At 71.3% G+C, this 12,174-nt stretch carries 15 protein-coding genes; 11 read left to right on the top strand and 4 right to left on the bottom strand.

Annotated features, from left to right (window positions below; genetic code table 11):
• Positions 1–416 precede the first annotated feature (416 nt).
• Positions 417–1,778: a GNAT family N-acetyltransferase gene (locus BM127_RS22575; RefSeq protein ID WP_198554306.1), complete on the bottom strand. Its 1,362-nt coding sequence runs from the start codon at positions 1,776–1,778 to the stop codon at positions 417–419.
• Positions 1,779–1,802: 24 nt separating this feature from the next.
• Between BM127_RS22575 and BM127_RS14255 the strand changes: the two genes are divergently transcribed.
• Positions 1,803–2,330: an HIT family protein gene (locus BM127_RS14255; protein WP_091199457.1), complete on the top strand. Its 528-nt coding sequence runs from the start codon at positions 1,803–1,805 to the stop codon at positions 2,328–2,330.
• Here BM127_RS14255 and BM127_RS14250 read toward each other — a convergent pair.
• Both BM127_RS14250 and BM127_RS23040 read right to left on the bottom strand, forming a co-directional pair.
• Positions 2,315–3,457: a N(5)-(carboxyethyl)ornithine synthase gene (locus BM127_RS14250; RefSeq protein WP_198554307.1), complete on the bottom strand. Its 1,143-nt coding sequence runs from the start codon at positions 3,455–3,457 to the stop codon at positions 2,315–2,317. The genes BM127_RS14255 and BM127_RS14250 overlap by 16 nt on opposite strands.
• Positions 3,454–3,588 carry a hypothetical protein gene (locus BM127_RS23040; RefSeq protein WP_269213507.1) on the bottom strand — a complete coding sequence of 45 codons (135 nt, stop codon included), beginning with the start codon at positions 3,586–3,588 and terminating at the stop codon, positions 3,454–3,456. Before BM127_RS23040 ends, BM127_RS14250 begins: the two co-directional genes overlap by 4 nt.
• 71 nt (positions 3,589–3,659) lie before the next feature.
• Here BM127_RS23040 and BM127_RS14245 point away from each other — a divergent pair, with 71 nt between their 5' ends.
• From BM127_RS14245 to pdxS, 3 genes are all read left to right on the top strand, one after another.
• The gene (locus BM127_RS14245) at positions 3,660–4,433 is read left to right on the top strand and encodes an inositol monophosphatase family protein (protein ID WP_091199506.1); all 774 of its coding nucleotides are present in this window, start codon (positions 3,660–3,662) and stop codon (positions 4,431–4,433) included.
• 9 nt (positions 4,434–4,442) lie between these two features.
• On the top strand, positions 4,443–5,066 hold the full coding sequence (pgsA, locus tag BM127_RS14240) for a phosphatidylinositol phosphate synthase (RefSeq protein WP_091199456.1): 624 nt from the start codon (positions 4,443–4,445) through the stop codon (positions 5,064–5,066).
• Between the two features lie 65 nt (positions 5,067–5,131).
• A complete protein-coding gene (gene pdxS / locus BM127_RS14235; RefSeq protein WP_091199455.1) occupies positions 5,132–6,040 on the top strand; it encodes a pyridoxal 5'-phosphate synthase lyase subunit PdxS in 909 nt (302 codons plus the stop codon).
• Positions 6,041–6,061: 21 nt separating this feature from the next.
• Here the strand turns inward: pdxS and BM127_RS22865 are convergent, their stop codons facing one another.
• On the bottom strand, positions 6,062–7,177 hold the full coding sequence (locus BM127_RS22865; RefSeq protein ID WP_231263373.1) for a serine hydrolase domain-containing protein: 1,116 nt from the start codon (positions 7,175–7,177) through the stop codon (positions 6,062–6,064).
• A gap of 68 nt (positions 7,178–7,245) precedes the next feature.
• On the opposite strand from BM127_RS22865, the gene pdxT reads away from it, so the two are divergent.
• The 7 genes from pdxT to BM127_RS14195 all read left to right on the top strand — a co-directional run bounded on the left by pdxT (position 7,246) and on the right by BM127_RS14195 (position 12,171).
• The gene (pdxT, locus tag BM127_RS14225) at positions 7,246–7,842 is read left to right on the top strand and encodes a pyridoxal 5'-phosphate synthase glutaminase subunit PdxT (RefSeq protein WP_231263374.1); all 597 of its coding nucleotides are present in this window, start codon (positions 7,246–7,248) and stop codon (positions 7,840–7,842) included.
• Between the two features lie 46 nt (positions 7,843–7,888).
• Complete coding sequence (locus BM127_RS14220) at positions 7,889–8,674, top strand: YebC/PmpR family DNA-binding transcriptional regulator (protein ID WP_091199453.1); 786 nt, start codon at positions 7,889–7,891, stop codon at positions 8,672–8,674.
• A gap of 347 nt (positions 8,675–9,021) precedes the next feature.
• Positions 9,022–9,561: a crossover junction endodeoxyribonuclease RuvC gene (ruvC, locus tag BM127_RS14215; protein WP_091199501.1), complete on the top strand. Its 540-nt coding sequence runs from the start codon at positions 9,022–9,024 to the stop codon at positions 9,559–9,561.
• Positions 9,558–10,157 (top strand): Holliday junction branch migration protein RuvA, encoded by a 600-nt coding sequence (gene ruvA, locus BM127_RS14210; RefSeq protein WP_091199452.1) that lies wholly within the window; start codon positions 9,558–9,560, stop codon positions 10,155–10,157. Before ruvC ends, ruvA begins: the two co-directional genes overlap by 4 nt.
• 39 nt (positions 10,158–10,196) lie before the next feature.
• Positions 10,197–11,264: a Holliday junction branch migration DNA helicase RuvB gene (ruvB, locus tag BM127_RS14205; RefSeq protein ID WP_217642324.1), complete on the top strand. Its 1,068-nt coding sequence runs from the start codon at positions 10,197–10,199 to the stop codon at positions 11,262–11,264.
• 63 nt (positions 11,265–11,327) lie between these two features.
• Positions 11,328–11,630, top strand: a complete 303-nt coding sequence (yajC, locus tag BM127_RS14200; protein WP_157829566.1) for a preprotein translocase subunit YajC — start codon at positions 11,328–11,330, stop codon at positions 11,628–11,630.
• Complete coding sequence (locus BM127_RS14195) at positions 11,623–12,171, top strand: adenine phosphoribosyltransferase (RefSeq protein ID WP_091199449.1); 549 nt, start codon at positions 11,623–11,625, stop codon at positions 12,169–12,171. The genes yajC and BM127_RS14195 overlap by 8 nt, the downstream gene beginning before the upstream one ends.
• The last annotated feature ends 3 nt before the right edge of the window (positions 12,172–12,174 follow it).

The following is a 12,174-nucleotide window of genomic DNA, read 5'->3' as shown; positions in this document are numbered from 1 at the left end:
TCCTCCGCGACACGACGTGCGTGTTCCCGTGGTGCACCCGACCCGCACGAGGCTGCGACATCGACCACATCACCGCCTACGACCATCAAGCCGACACCGAACACACGCCACAACCCGGCCCAACAGACACCCGCAACCTCGCGGCACTCTGTCGCTTCCACCACCGCCTCAAGACCCACACGGCCTGGCGCTACGAGATGACCGAACCCGGCACCTTCGTCTGGACCAGCGCCCACAGCCACCGCTTCGTCCGAGACCGAGACGGCAGCACCGCACTCGACCCACCCGAACCACCCGGCCTTCCACGACCCCGCCGACCATGACCCCGCCCCACACCCCGCCGACACCACCGTGGCGGGGCCACAGGCATGTCCGGCGTCCGCTGATCCACACCGCAGGGACCACGCAGGGCGCCCTCAGAGGTTCTTGCGCAGGTGCACGTCGTCTCGGCCGGGTGTCGGCACCGAGTCCCAGCGGAAGATCTCCTCGTACCCCAGTCGCTGGTAGAACTCCGGCGCCTGGAAGGTGAAGGACGTGACGAAGACGTGCGTGCAGCCTCGGTCGGCCGCCTCGCTCTCGAACGCTGCCAGCAGGCGTGCCCCGACGCCGGCTCCGCGCTGATCCTGCCGAACCCAGGTCATCGCGATGCCGGCCGCCTGCCCCCACGTCCAACCGGAGGCTCCCGCGATCAGCTCGCCCTCCGTCTCCATCCGGACCGTGAGCTCCTCGGCCGCTGCGACGCCGGGTGTCGCTGCAGCGTTGAAGGCGCTCAGCTCGTCGCTGAGCCGCTGGTCCAACTCCGGGTCGGCGCCGGCCGTCGTGGTGATCGCTTCACTAGGGGACGGCGACCGGGAGGAAGACGCCGACGCAGGCACCTCCGGGACGGGCGCGTCGAGCACGCGCTGGATGAGCTGGCTGGTGGAGATGCTGCTCGTACGGGGAACCGTCACGTACGTTCCCGCGGCGACAGCTGGTCCGTAGACGGTCTCCGCGCCCTCCGGTGACAGGTCGTCGCCGTGCACCACGGTCGTGATCGCATGGGCGGCGAGGAAGTCCTCGGTCACGTGGAACGGCGCGTCGGCCACGACCTCGTCGACGTACCGGCAGGCCTCGATCACGGCGACGCGCTCGTCGAGCGTCATGATCGGGCGCCGCTTGTAGGCGGCGACGGTGTCGTCGGACAGCACACCCACGACGAGCCGGTCGCCGTGGCGGCGCGCCTCGTGCAGGAGCGTGACGTGCCCCGCGTGGAACAGGTCGCCCACCATGTCGACGTAGACCCGCGCCGTCCCGGGCGGGGACGCGACGCGCTTGACGTACCTCCGGCACGGTGACACGAACGTCTCCCCGGCCGCCGTCACCTCGTACGGCAGGTCCCCGCTGTCGACCCAGCCGTGCTTGTCGTAGAAGCGCCGCGCCCGCGCGTTGCCTGCGACCACCGCCAACCAGGCCGACCCATGGCCACCCGCGGCGACCTGGCGCTCCGCCTCGGCCAGCAGGTCCGCAGCCACGCCGGAGCCTCGAGCTGACGGTCCGACGAACACCTGCTCCACCTCGTCGCCGACGACCATCACGAAGCCCAGCAGCTCACCGGCGTCGGAGACCGCCACCGTCGTGTCGGCCACCCGCGACGGGGTGCGCTCGTGGAAGGCCTCCGAGGTCCGCAGTGCAGTGAGCCTGTCGGGGACGTGGCCGGCGTGGCCGGAGTGCCAGGCCTCGTGCCACAGGTCCGCGACGCCAGCCATGTCGGCCGCGGTGGCCGGTCGGATCGAGGTCATGGCGTCCACCCTAGGATCGACGACATGAGTGACGACGGGCTCGAGCGCATCTGGACGCCCCACCGGATGGCCTACGTCCGCTCGGCCGTCGACGACGAGGGCTGCCCGTTCTGCGCGATCCCGAGCCACCCCGACGCCGAGTCGCTGGTCGTCGCGCGCGGCGAGTCGACGTACGTCGTGCTCAACCTGCACCCCTACAACCCCGGCCACCTGATGGTGCTGCCCTACCGCCACGTCGCGGACCTCACGGACCTCACGCCCGAGGAGTCGGCCGAGCTGATGGTGATGACGCAGCAGGCGCTGCGGGCCGTACGCCGGGTGAGCAGCCCGCACTCCTTCAACGTCGGGCTCAACCTCGGGCGCTCGGCAGGCGGGTCGCTGGCCGACCACCTGCACCAGCACGTGGTGCCGCGCTGGACCGGCGACGCCAACTTCATCACCGTCGTCGGCGGCGCCAAGATCCTGCCGCAGCTGCTCGAGGACACCCGCGACCTGCTCGCGGCCGCCTGGTCGGACGACCAGGCGGACGCGAAGGGTCAGCCGACCAGGTAGGGGTGCTCCGCCGACCGACCCTGGAACGCCAGGATCGCCGGGTTGCAGATGCGCCCGTCGCGGATCTCGATCGCGCGGGTGAGGGTCTCGTCGGCGTCCCAGCTGCTCGGGCCCGACAGGACCTTCTCGACGAACGGCAGGAGCGCCTCGCTGTTCTCCCACGTGGCCGAGTTCCAGAGGTACGACGGGCTGTGGTCGACCGCGTAGTAGTGGACCCGGTCGCCGACGGTGAACATCGGGGCGTCGAACGACGTCGGCACCGCCCACTCGAAGCCCATGCCCTCGTCGCACGACACGTCGACGATGAGGCTGCCCTGCCGGAACGCCCCGACCTCGTCGGTCTGCAGGTAGGTCAGCGGCGCCGCGGTGTCCTGCAACGTGCAGTTGACGATGATGTCGTTCTCCGCGAGGTAGGCCGCCAGCGGCTCGCGTCCCCGGTCGGTGATCACGTGGCTGACGCCGGGGGAGTCGGGGTCGTGGTCGAACTGGCGGATCCGCACCGAGTGGATCGGTGACCCCACCGCCGCGACACCGCGGGTCGTCAGGACCGCGACGTCGCTGACGCCGTGGGCCTTGAGGGCCGTCACGGCCCCGCGCGCGGTGGCGCCGAACCCGATGACCACGGCGCTCAGTCGACGGCCGTAGTCGCCGGTGATGCCGGCCAGCTCCATCGCCTGCAGCACCGAGCAGTAGCCGGCCAGCTCGTTGTTCTTGTGGAAGACGTGCAGGCCGACGTGACCGTCGCGGGTCCAGTGGTTCATCGCCTCGAACGCGATCAGGGTGAGCTGGCGGTCGATGGCCAGCTGCGTCATCTCCGGGTCCTGGACGCAGTGCGGCCAGCCCCAGAGGACCTGGCCGGCGTGCATCGCGGCGACGTCCTCGTGCTGCGGCTTGGGCAGCACCACGACGTCGGACCCGGTGATGATCTCCTCGCGGGACGCGAACCCCGCGACGTACGGCGCCAGGTCGGCGTCGCTGACCCCGAAGTGCGCGGCATAGCCGTGCTCGAGCGTGGTGCGCGCCGCGATCTCAGGAGCCAGGCGCGACAGGTGCTCGGGGTGGATCGGGAGACGGTGCTCGTTCTCCTTGGCCGAGGTGCCGACGATGCCGAGGCTGAGCAGGCTCACTTCTTCTTGGGCGTGAAGGGGTCGACCGTGTCGCTCTTCCCTGCCGCCTTGGCGTGCTTGTCGGCACGCTTTTCCTTGAGGGACTTGCCGGACTTCTTGGTCATGCCTTGCCGTGGCGACTTGTCGCTCATCGGGGCTCCCTGGTCGGAAGCCTGGATGGCTCCGTGCTGTCACAGTACGCCCCGGCGCTAGCGTTGCGGTCGTGCCAGACCCCCAGCTCGCCGCCGATGCCGCCCTCGCCACCGACCTCGTACGCGAAGCAGCCCTCCTGGCCGCCCGGATCCGGGCCGAGGGGCTCGACATCTCGCACAAGACCAGCGCCTCCGACATCGTCACGCAGGCCGACACCGCCGCCGAGCGCCTCATCGTGCAGCAGCTCACGGCCGAGCGACCCGACGACGCGATCCTGGGGGAGGAGGGCACGTCACGGCCCGGCACCTCCGGACGCACCTGGGTGATCGACCCCGTCGACGGCACCTACAACTTCTCGCGTGGCAGCGACTGGTGGTGCAGCGCGATCGCGCTGCGCGACGAGGACGACGTGCTCCTCGGGGCGGTCCACCACGCCGCGTCGCTGCGGACCTGGGTCGGTGGCCCCGACCTCCCCAGCACGTGCGACGGCCACCTCCTCGCGCCTCTGCCCGAGACCCCACGCGAGTCCCGGTGCGCTGTCACCTACCTCCACCCGCCGTTCTACGGCAGCGCCGTGGGGGAGGCGTTCACCCGGGCGCTCGGCCAGGTCGGGACCCTCCGGATGCTGGGCTCGGGGACGATGGACGTGATGGCCATCGCGGCCGGCCAGTGGGACGTGCTCTTCCAGCATTCCGTGGCCGACTGGGACCGGCTGCCGGGGGCCGCGATCATCCGCGGGGTCGGCGGCGAGTCGCTCGTCGTACCTGCTGCGGGGGTCGACTGGACCGTCACCGGGGCACCGGCGGCGGTGGCGGACGTCCGGGCCGCCCTGCTCGACCGGTAGCCTGCGGCCGTGCTCGATCGGTTCAAGGCCTTCTGGCAGGGCGTCATGCTCGCCCCCTTCATCAACCTCTTCATCAGGCTCGGGATCAGCCCCGACGTGGTGACGCTGGTCGGCACCCTCGGCGTCAGCGTGGCCGCGCTGGTGTTCTTCCCGATGGGCCTGGTCTGGCAGGGCGTCCTGGTCATCACCGCCTTCATCTTCAGCGACCTCGTCGACGGTGCGATGGCGCGCAAGATGGGCCGCAAGGACGACTTCGGCGCCTTCCTCGACTCCACCCTCGACCGGGTCGCCGACGGCGCCCTCTTCGCCGGCCTCGCGCTCTTCTTTGCCTGGCAGGCCGAGAGTCGCCTCTACCTCGCGCTGTGCCTCGTCATCCTCGTCATGGGAGCCGTGACGTCGTACGCCCGCGCCAAGGCCGACCACCTCGGCTACGACGCCAAGGTCGGCATCGCGGAGCGTCCCGACCGCCTCGTCGGCATGCTCGTCCCGGCCTTCTTCGCGGACGTCTTCGACCTGTGGATCCTGCTCGAGGTCGCCCTCTGGGCACTGGCGGTCGCGGCCACCGTGACGGTCGCCCAGCGCATCTGGGTCGTACGCCGCCAGGCGCTGGCGCGCGCCGCTGCCGACGGCTGATCCCGCTCCCGGTCCACGCCCGTCCCGATGCACCCTCCGGGGTGGGCGCGGACTACGATCTGGGCATGGCTGAGCACACCCCCGAGACCCCCATCGAGCACGGCACGAGCCGCGTCAAGCGCGGCATGGCCGAGATGCTCAAGGGCGGCGTCATCATGGACGTCGTCACCGCCGACCAGGCCAAGATCGCCGAGGACGCCGGCGCTGTCGCCGTGATGGCCCTCGAGCGGGTCCCCGCCGACATCCGCGCCCAGGGCGGCGTGTCGCGGATGAGCGACCCCGACATGATCGACTCGATCATCGAGGCCGTCTCCATCCCGGTGATGGCCAAGGCCCGCATCGGTCACTTCGCCGAGGCGCAGATCCTGCAGAGCCTGGGTGTCGACTACATCGACGAGTCCGAGGTGCTGACCCCGGCCGACTACGCCAACCACATCGACAAGTGGCAGTACACCGTGCCGTTCGTCTGCGGTGCGACCAACCTGGGTGAGGCGCTGCGCCGCATCACCGAGGGCGCGGCGATGATCCGCTCCAAGGGCGAGGCCGGGACCGGTGACGTCTCCAACGCGGTGATGCACATGCGCACCATCGGCGGTGAGCTCCGTCGGCTGCACTCCATGGCCGAGGACGAGCTCTACGTCGCGGCCAAGGAGCTGCAGGCCCCCTACGAGCTGGTCAAGGAGGTCGCTGCCGCGGGCAAGCTCCCGGTCGTCCTCTTCACCGCCGGCGGCATCGCCACCCCGGCCGACGCCGCGATGATGATGCAGCTCGGCGCCGAGGGCGTCTTCGTGGGCTCGGGCATCTTCAAGTCCGGCAACCCGGCCGAGCGCGCCGAGGCGATCGTCAAGGCCACCACGTTCTACGACGACCCCGACGTGGTCGCCAAGGTCTCGCGCGGCCTCGGCGAGGCCATGGTCGGCATCAACGTGGACGAGATCCCGCAGCCGCACCGGCTGTCCGAGCGCGGCTGGTAGTCCGCTCCCACCCGGGACCGCTCAGCGGAGCGCCTCGGTCAGCACCGTCGCGGCCCTGACGAACCCGTAGGCCTCCTCGCCCGGCTGGGCGGGGAGGCCGAGTCGGATCACCATGGTCTTCGTCGACGGGTCGACGAGCAGCACCTGGCCCCCGAAGCCGAGCGCGGCATAGAGGTCGGCCGGCGCGAACGACGCCAGCTGTCCGCTTGCCGGTGCGACCGGCTGCCCCGCTGCGTCGACGACGTCGGTCGCGCCTCTGAGCTGGCCGGGTCGGTTGAGCCACCACAGGTAGCCGTAGGCGGCGTTGTGCGTGGTCGAGGCGCGACCGACCGCCCGCTCCACCCAGCTCGTGTCGAGCAGGCGCGTGCCGCGGACCTTGCCGCGGCCGAGGTAGAGCGAGCCGAAGCGCGCCAGGTCGAGGCACGTCGTCTGGAGGCCGTAGAAGACCGCGGCGTCGTCGGCGCGATCGGTGATGAAGGTCGAGTGGCTCATGCCGAGCGGCTCGAACAGGCGGGTCCGGGCGAACCTCGCGACGCGCATCCCGGTCGCCTTCTCCAGCACCGGCTCCAGGACCTGGATCGCCGCGTTGTTGTAGGCCCACGCGCTGCCGGGGGCGTACTGCTGCGGCAGCCCGACGGCGTACCTCGTGCGGCTCCGGGCGCGCAGCAGGTCGCCGTAGTCCGACTGGAGCGACCAGAAGCGGCCGCTGTCGTTGGACAGCAGGTGGCGCACGGTCACGGTCGCGGACGGGGTGCCGCGCCACTGCGGGACGTACTGCGAGACCCGGTCGTCGAGGCGCAGGTCGCCGTCGCGGACCGCGATCCCGACCAGGGTGCTGGTGATCGACTTGGTGATCGAGAAGACCTCGCGCGGCACGTCGCGTCGGGTGCCCCAGTTGGACTCGTGCGCCAGCGTGCCGTTGCGCAGCACGGCGAAGCAGGTGGAGTCGAGGCGCCTGGCCTCCGATGCGCCGCGCTCGATCGCGCGCCCCGCAGCCCCAGGCTGGACGGCGTACGCACCGGCCAGCCCTCGACGGTCCGCGGTCCGGTGCGAGCGGCGGTGTCGTCCACCTTCGCCGACGTCGCCGCGGGCGCGCCGCCGGTCACGAGCGCGGCCACGAGCACGACCGCGCACCACGCGCTGGACCGGGGGAGCCTCATGGGCGCCGAGCCTACGTCCGGGTCCCCGCCCTAGGATCGGCGTTCGTGAATCCGACCATCGGCGTGCTGGCCCTGCAGGGCGACGTGCGCGAGCACCTCGCCGCGCTGCGCTCGCTGGGTGCCGACCCGATCTCCGTACGACGACCTGCCGAGCTCGCGGCCTGCGACGGCCTGGTCATCCCGGGTGGGGAGTCCACGACGATGATCAAGCTGGCCCGCATCTTCGACCTGCTCGAACCGCTGCGCGAGGCGGTCGGAGGTGGGCTGCCCGCCTTCGGGACCTGCGCCGGCATGATCATGCTGGCTGACCGGATCGAGGACGGAGCGGTCGGCCAGGAGACGATCGGCGGCCTCCACATCACGGTGCGTCGCAACGCCTTCGGCCGCCAGGTCGACTCCTTCGAGGAGGACCTCCACGTCGACGGCCTGGACGAGCCGGTGCGCGCCGTGTTCATCAGGGCGCCGTGGGTCGAGGCCGTCGACGACGACGTCGAGGTCCTGGCTCAGGTGGAGGACGGACCCGCCGCAGGTAGGATCGTCGCGGTCCGCCAGGGCCGCCTGATGGCGACCTCGTTCCATCCCGAGGTCGGCGGCGACGCCCGGATCCACGGCATGTTCGTGGACCTGGTGCGCTCATCCTGACCCGGACCACTGCACGGCACACGCACCGAGACTGATTGAGGGACTCATGTCAGGCCACTCCAAGTGGGCAACGACCAAGCACAAGAAGGCCGCGGTCGACGCCAAGCGCGGCAAGCTCTTCGCCAAGCTGATCAAGAACATCGAGGTCGCGGCGAAGCAGGGCGGCGGCGACCCCGCCGGCAACCCGACGCTCTACGACGCGATCCAGAAGGCGAAGAAGAGCTCGGTCCCCAACAAGAACATCGACTCCGCGCTCAAGCGCGGCTCCGGTGCCGAGTCGGGCGGCGTGGACTACAAGACGATCTCCTACGAGGTCTACGGCCCGCAGGGTGTCGCGATCCTCGTCGAGTGCCTCACCGACAACACCAACCGTGCCGCGATGGAGGTCCGCACCGCTGTCACCCGCAACGGCGGCACCATGGCTGACCCCGGCTCCGTCTCGCGGCTGTTCACCCGCAAGGGCGTCGTCGTGGTGCCGAAGACCCAGGACCACGACGGCACCGAGCGCGAGGTCACCGAGGACGACGTCCTCGAGGCGACCCTCGACGCGGGCGCCGAGGAGGTCAACGACCTCGACGAGGCGTTCCAGGTCCAGAGCGAGGCGACCGACGTGGTCGCCGTACGCTCCGCGCTCCAGGACGCCGGCATCGACTACGACTCCGCCGACGTCGAGTTCGTCGCGAGCCTCGAGATCCCGGTCGACGCCGACGGGGCCGCCAAGGTGCTGCACCTCGTCGACGCCCTCGAGGACCTCGACGACGTCCAGGACGTCTTCACCAACGTCGACATCCCCGCCGACGTGGTCGCCGAGCTCGAGGCCGCCGACGCCTGAGCCGCGTGCGCGGTGCGGTGGGTGCGGTGCCCCCAAGTCGCCAACTCACGAGTTGGCCCGCCAACTGGTGAGTTGGCAGGTTGGGTGGACCTGGGCACCCCCTTTCGGCCCCCAACCCACCAACTGGCGAGTTGGCGGGACGGGGTTCGGGGGAACATGGCGGCGCGCCCCAATTCGCCAACCGACGAGTTGGCGGACCAACTGGTGAGTTGGCCAGCCGGGAGGACCCGACCGGCCCCGGATCCCCACCCGCGCCGCGTGTCGTACGCCGTCGCGCTGGCGCCGCGGGTTAGCGTGGTCCGAACGAACAGGTGTTCGGACGGACCGGTCGGCGAGAGGTGGACGGCGTGCGCGTGCTCGGCATCGACCCCGGACTGACCCGGTGCGGCGTGGGCGTGGTCGACGGCAGCCTCGGCCGCCCCCTGACGATGGTCGACGTGGGCGTGATCCGCACCAGTGCGTCGCTGCCGGTCGCGGAGCGACTCGTCACCATCGAGCGTGGGCTGGACGCGTGGATCGAGGAGCACCGCCCCGATGCGGTCGCCGTCGAGCGGGTGTTCGCGCGCTCCGACTCCAGCACCATCATGGGCACCGCCCAGGCCAGCGGGATCGCCCTCGTCGTGGCCGCCCGCCGCGGCCTGCCGATCGCGATGCACACCCCCAGCGAGGTCAAGGCCGCCGTGTCCGGCAACGGTCGCGCGGACAAGGCCCAGGTCGGCGCGATGGTGGTGCGCATCCTGCGCCTGACCGAGCTGCCCAAGCCCGCCGACGCCGCCGACGCGCTGGCGCTGGCCATCACCCACGTGTGGCGCGGAGGCGCCCAGGCCCGTATCGACGAAGCAGTGGCCGCGACCCAGCGGGCGCACCGACCAGTGAGGACCCGATGATCGCCTTCGTCCGCGGCGAGGTCGCCGCCGTCACGCTCAACAGCGCGGTGCTGGAGGTGGGTGGCGTCGGCCTGGAGCTGATGTGCAACCCCAACACCCTCGCCACGCTGCGCGTCGGCCGGCAGGCGATGCTCCCGACCAGCATGGTCGTGCGGGAGGACAGCCTCACCGTCTTCGGCTTCCTCGACGACGACGAGAAGCAGGTCTTCGAGATCGTCCAGACCGCCTCCGGTGTCGGCCCCAGGGTCGCCCAGGCCATCGTCGCGGTGATGAGTCCCGACGACGTACGCCGTGCCATCACGACCGAGGACGTGAAGGCCCTGACCCGGGTGCCCGGCATCGGCCAGAAGGGCGCCCAGCGGATCATCCTGGAGCTCAAGGACCGCATCGGACCCCCCGTCGGCACCCACCACGTCGCGACCGCGGGTCACGCGGGCGCCCCGTGGCGCGACCAGGTCCACCAGGGGCTGGTCGGCCTCGGCTGGTCCTCGAAGGAGTCCGAGAAGGCGGTCGACGCGGTCGCTCCCGAGGCCGAGGACATGCCCGACGTCGGTGCCCTGCTGCGGGCCGCGCTCCGCACGCTGAGCAAGGCCTGAGCGGGGACGTCGATGAACTGGGACGACACCGAGACCGATATGGACGACGACCTCACGCAGGCCGAGCTCACCCACCTCCAGCGGCTCACCGACGCGGATGCCGACGGTGACGACCGCGCGGTGGAGGCCGCGCTCCGCCCCAAGACCCTCGACGAGGTCATCGGGCAGGTGCGCGTACGCGACCAGCTGGGGCTGGTCCTCGAGGCCGCCCGCCGCCGTGGCCGCGCGCCCGACCACGTCCTGCTGTCCGGTCCGCCCGGCCTCGGCAAGACCACGCTGGCGATGATCATCGCGGCCGAGATGAGCACGCCCCTGCGGCTCACCAGCGGTCCGGCGATCACGCACGCCGGCGACCTCGCCGCGATCCTCTCCGGCCTCAACGAGGGCGACGTCCTCTTCGTCGACGAGATCCACCGGATGTCGCGCCCGGCGGAGGAGATGCTCTACATGGCCATGGAGGACTTCCGGGTCGACGTGGTCATCGGCAAGGGCCCCGGCGCGACCGCGATCCCGCTCGAGATCCCGTCCTTCACCCTGGTCGGTGCCACCACCCGTGCCGGCCTCCTGCCCGGGCCGCTGCGCGACCGCTTCGGCTTCACCGCGCACCTCGAGTTCTACGAGGCCCACGAGCTCGACCGGATCGTGCACCGCTCCGCCGGGCTGCTGGACGTACACCTCACCGCCGAGGGGTCCAGCGAGATCGCCTCCCGCTCGCGCGGCACGCCGCGCATCGCCAACCGGCTGCTCCGCCGGGTCCGCGACTATGCGCAGGTCCGGGCCGACGGCGTGCTGACGCTGCCCGTCGCCAAGGCCGCGCTGGAGATGTTCGAGGTCGACGAGTCCGGCCTCGACCGCCTCGACCGTGGCGTGCTCGACGCCCTGTGTCGCCGCTTCGGCGGGGGACCGGTCGGCATCTCGACCCTCGCCGTCGCGGTCGGCGAGGAGCGCGAGACGGTCGAGGAGGTCGCCGAGCCGTTCCTGGTCCGCAGCGGACTGCTCGCTCGCACTCCGCGCGGACGCGTCGCGACCCCGGCCGCGTGGCGACACCTCGGCCTGACGCCTCCTGCCGTGCCCACGGTCGACTCCACGCTCTTCGACGAAGTGTGACCTGCGCCGTGGCTGCGTAGACTCGTCGCGCTCACGCACCCCACACCTAGGAGAGCTTCGACCGTGACTGACCTCGCTGCGCTACTGCCCCTGGTGGCCATCCTGGCCCTGTTCTGGTTCATGGTGGTCCGCCCCCAGCGGCGCCGGCAGCAGGAGATCGTCTCGCTGCAGAACAGCATCGAGGTCGGCCAGCGCGTGATGATGTCGTCCGGCATCTACGGCACCGTCACGTCGATCATCGACGACCGCGCCCGTCTCCAGATCGCCCCCGGCACCGAGATCGAGATCGCGCGTGCCGCGATCGCCAAGGTGGACGCGCCCGTCACCGACCCTGTGGTCGACGACGCCGCGTCCGACGATGCCTGATCGTCGCACCGCCCAGGAGGCGCTGGAGCGGCTCACGGTCGACGTGGTCGACTGGCCCGAGAAGGGCGTCACCTTCAAGGACATCACGCCCGTCCTGGCCGACCACCACGCCTTCTCCGCGATCATCACCGCGCTGGCGGCCGCAGGCCGCGACGACCACGGCAACCTCGTGGTCGACAAGGTCGTCGGCATGGAGGCGCGCGGCTTCATCCTGGCCGCGCCCGTCGCGCTGGCCCTCGGCATCGGGTTCGTGCCGGTCCGCAAGGCCGGCAAGCTCCCGCGCGACGCGCACGCGGTGTCGTACGCCCTGGAGTACGGCGAGGCGACCCTCGAGCTCCACCGTGACGCCATCGAGGAGGGGGAGCGGGTCCTGATGGTCGACGACGTGCTCGCCACCGGCGGCACCGTCGTCGCGACGCGCCAGCTGATCGAGGCCTGCGGTGGCGTCGCGACCGGCGTCTCGGTCCTCATGGAGCTGGGGTTCCTCGACCCGCGGTCGGTCACGGGCGACCTGCCGATCGCCACCCTGCTGACGCTCTGAGAT

Origin of the sequence: Nocardioides alpinus (genome assembly GCF_900112035.1) — a bacterium.
In the GTDB taxonomy this organism is placed as follows: domain Bacteria; phylum Actinomycetota; class Actinomycetes; order Propionibacteriales; family Nocardioidaceae; genus Nocardioides; species Nocardioides alpinus.
This window is presented reverse-complemented; position numbering and strand designations above follow the sequence as displayed.

Coding starts and splice junctions, on each gene's coding strand:
- BM127_RS22575 (WP_198554306.1), bottom strand. CDS start 1,778: ATGACCTCGATCCGACCGGCCACCGCGGCCGACATGGCTGGCGTCGCG.
- BM127_RS14255 (WP_091199457.1), top strand. CDS start 1,803: ATGAGTGACGACGGGCTCGAGCGCATCTGGACGCCCCACCGGATGGCC.
- BM127_RS23040 (WP_269213507.1), bottom strand. CDS start 3,588: ATGAGCGACAAGTCGCCACGGCAAGGCATGACCAAGAAGTCCGGCAAG.
- pdxS (WP_091199455.1), top strand. CDS start 5,132: ATGGCTGAGCACACCCCCGAGACCCCCATCGAGCACGGCACGAGCCGC.
- BM127_RS14220 (WP_091199453.1), top strand. CDS start 7,889: ATGTCAGGCCACTCCAAGTGGGCAACGACCAAGCACAAGAAGGCCGCG.
- ruvA (WP_091199452.1), top strand. CDS start 9,558: ATGATCGCCTTCGTCCGCGGCGAGGTCGCCGCCGTCACGCTCAACAGC.
- ruvB (WP_217642324.1), top strand. CDS start 10,197: ATGGACGACGACCTCACGCAGGCCGAGCTCACCCACCTCCAGCGGCTC.
- BM127_RS14195 (WP_091199449.1), top strand. CDS start 11,623: ATGCCTGATCGTCGCACCGCCCAGGAGGCGCTGGAGCGGCTCACGGTC.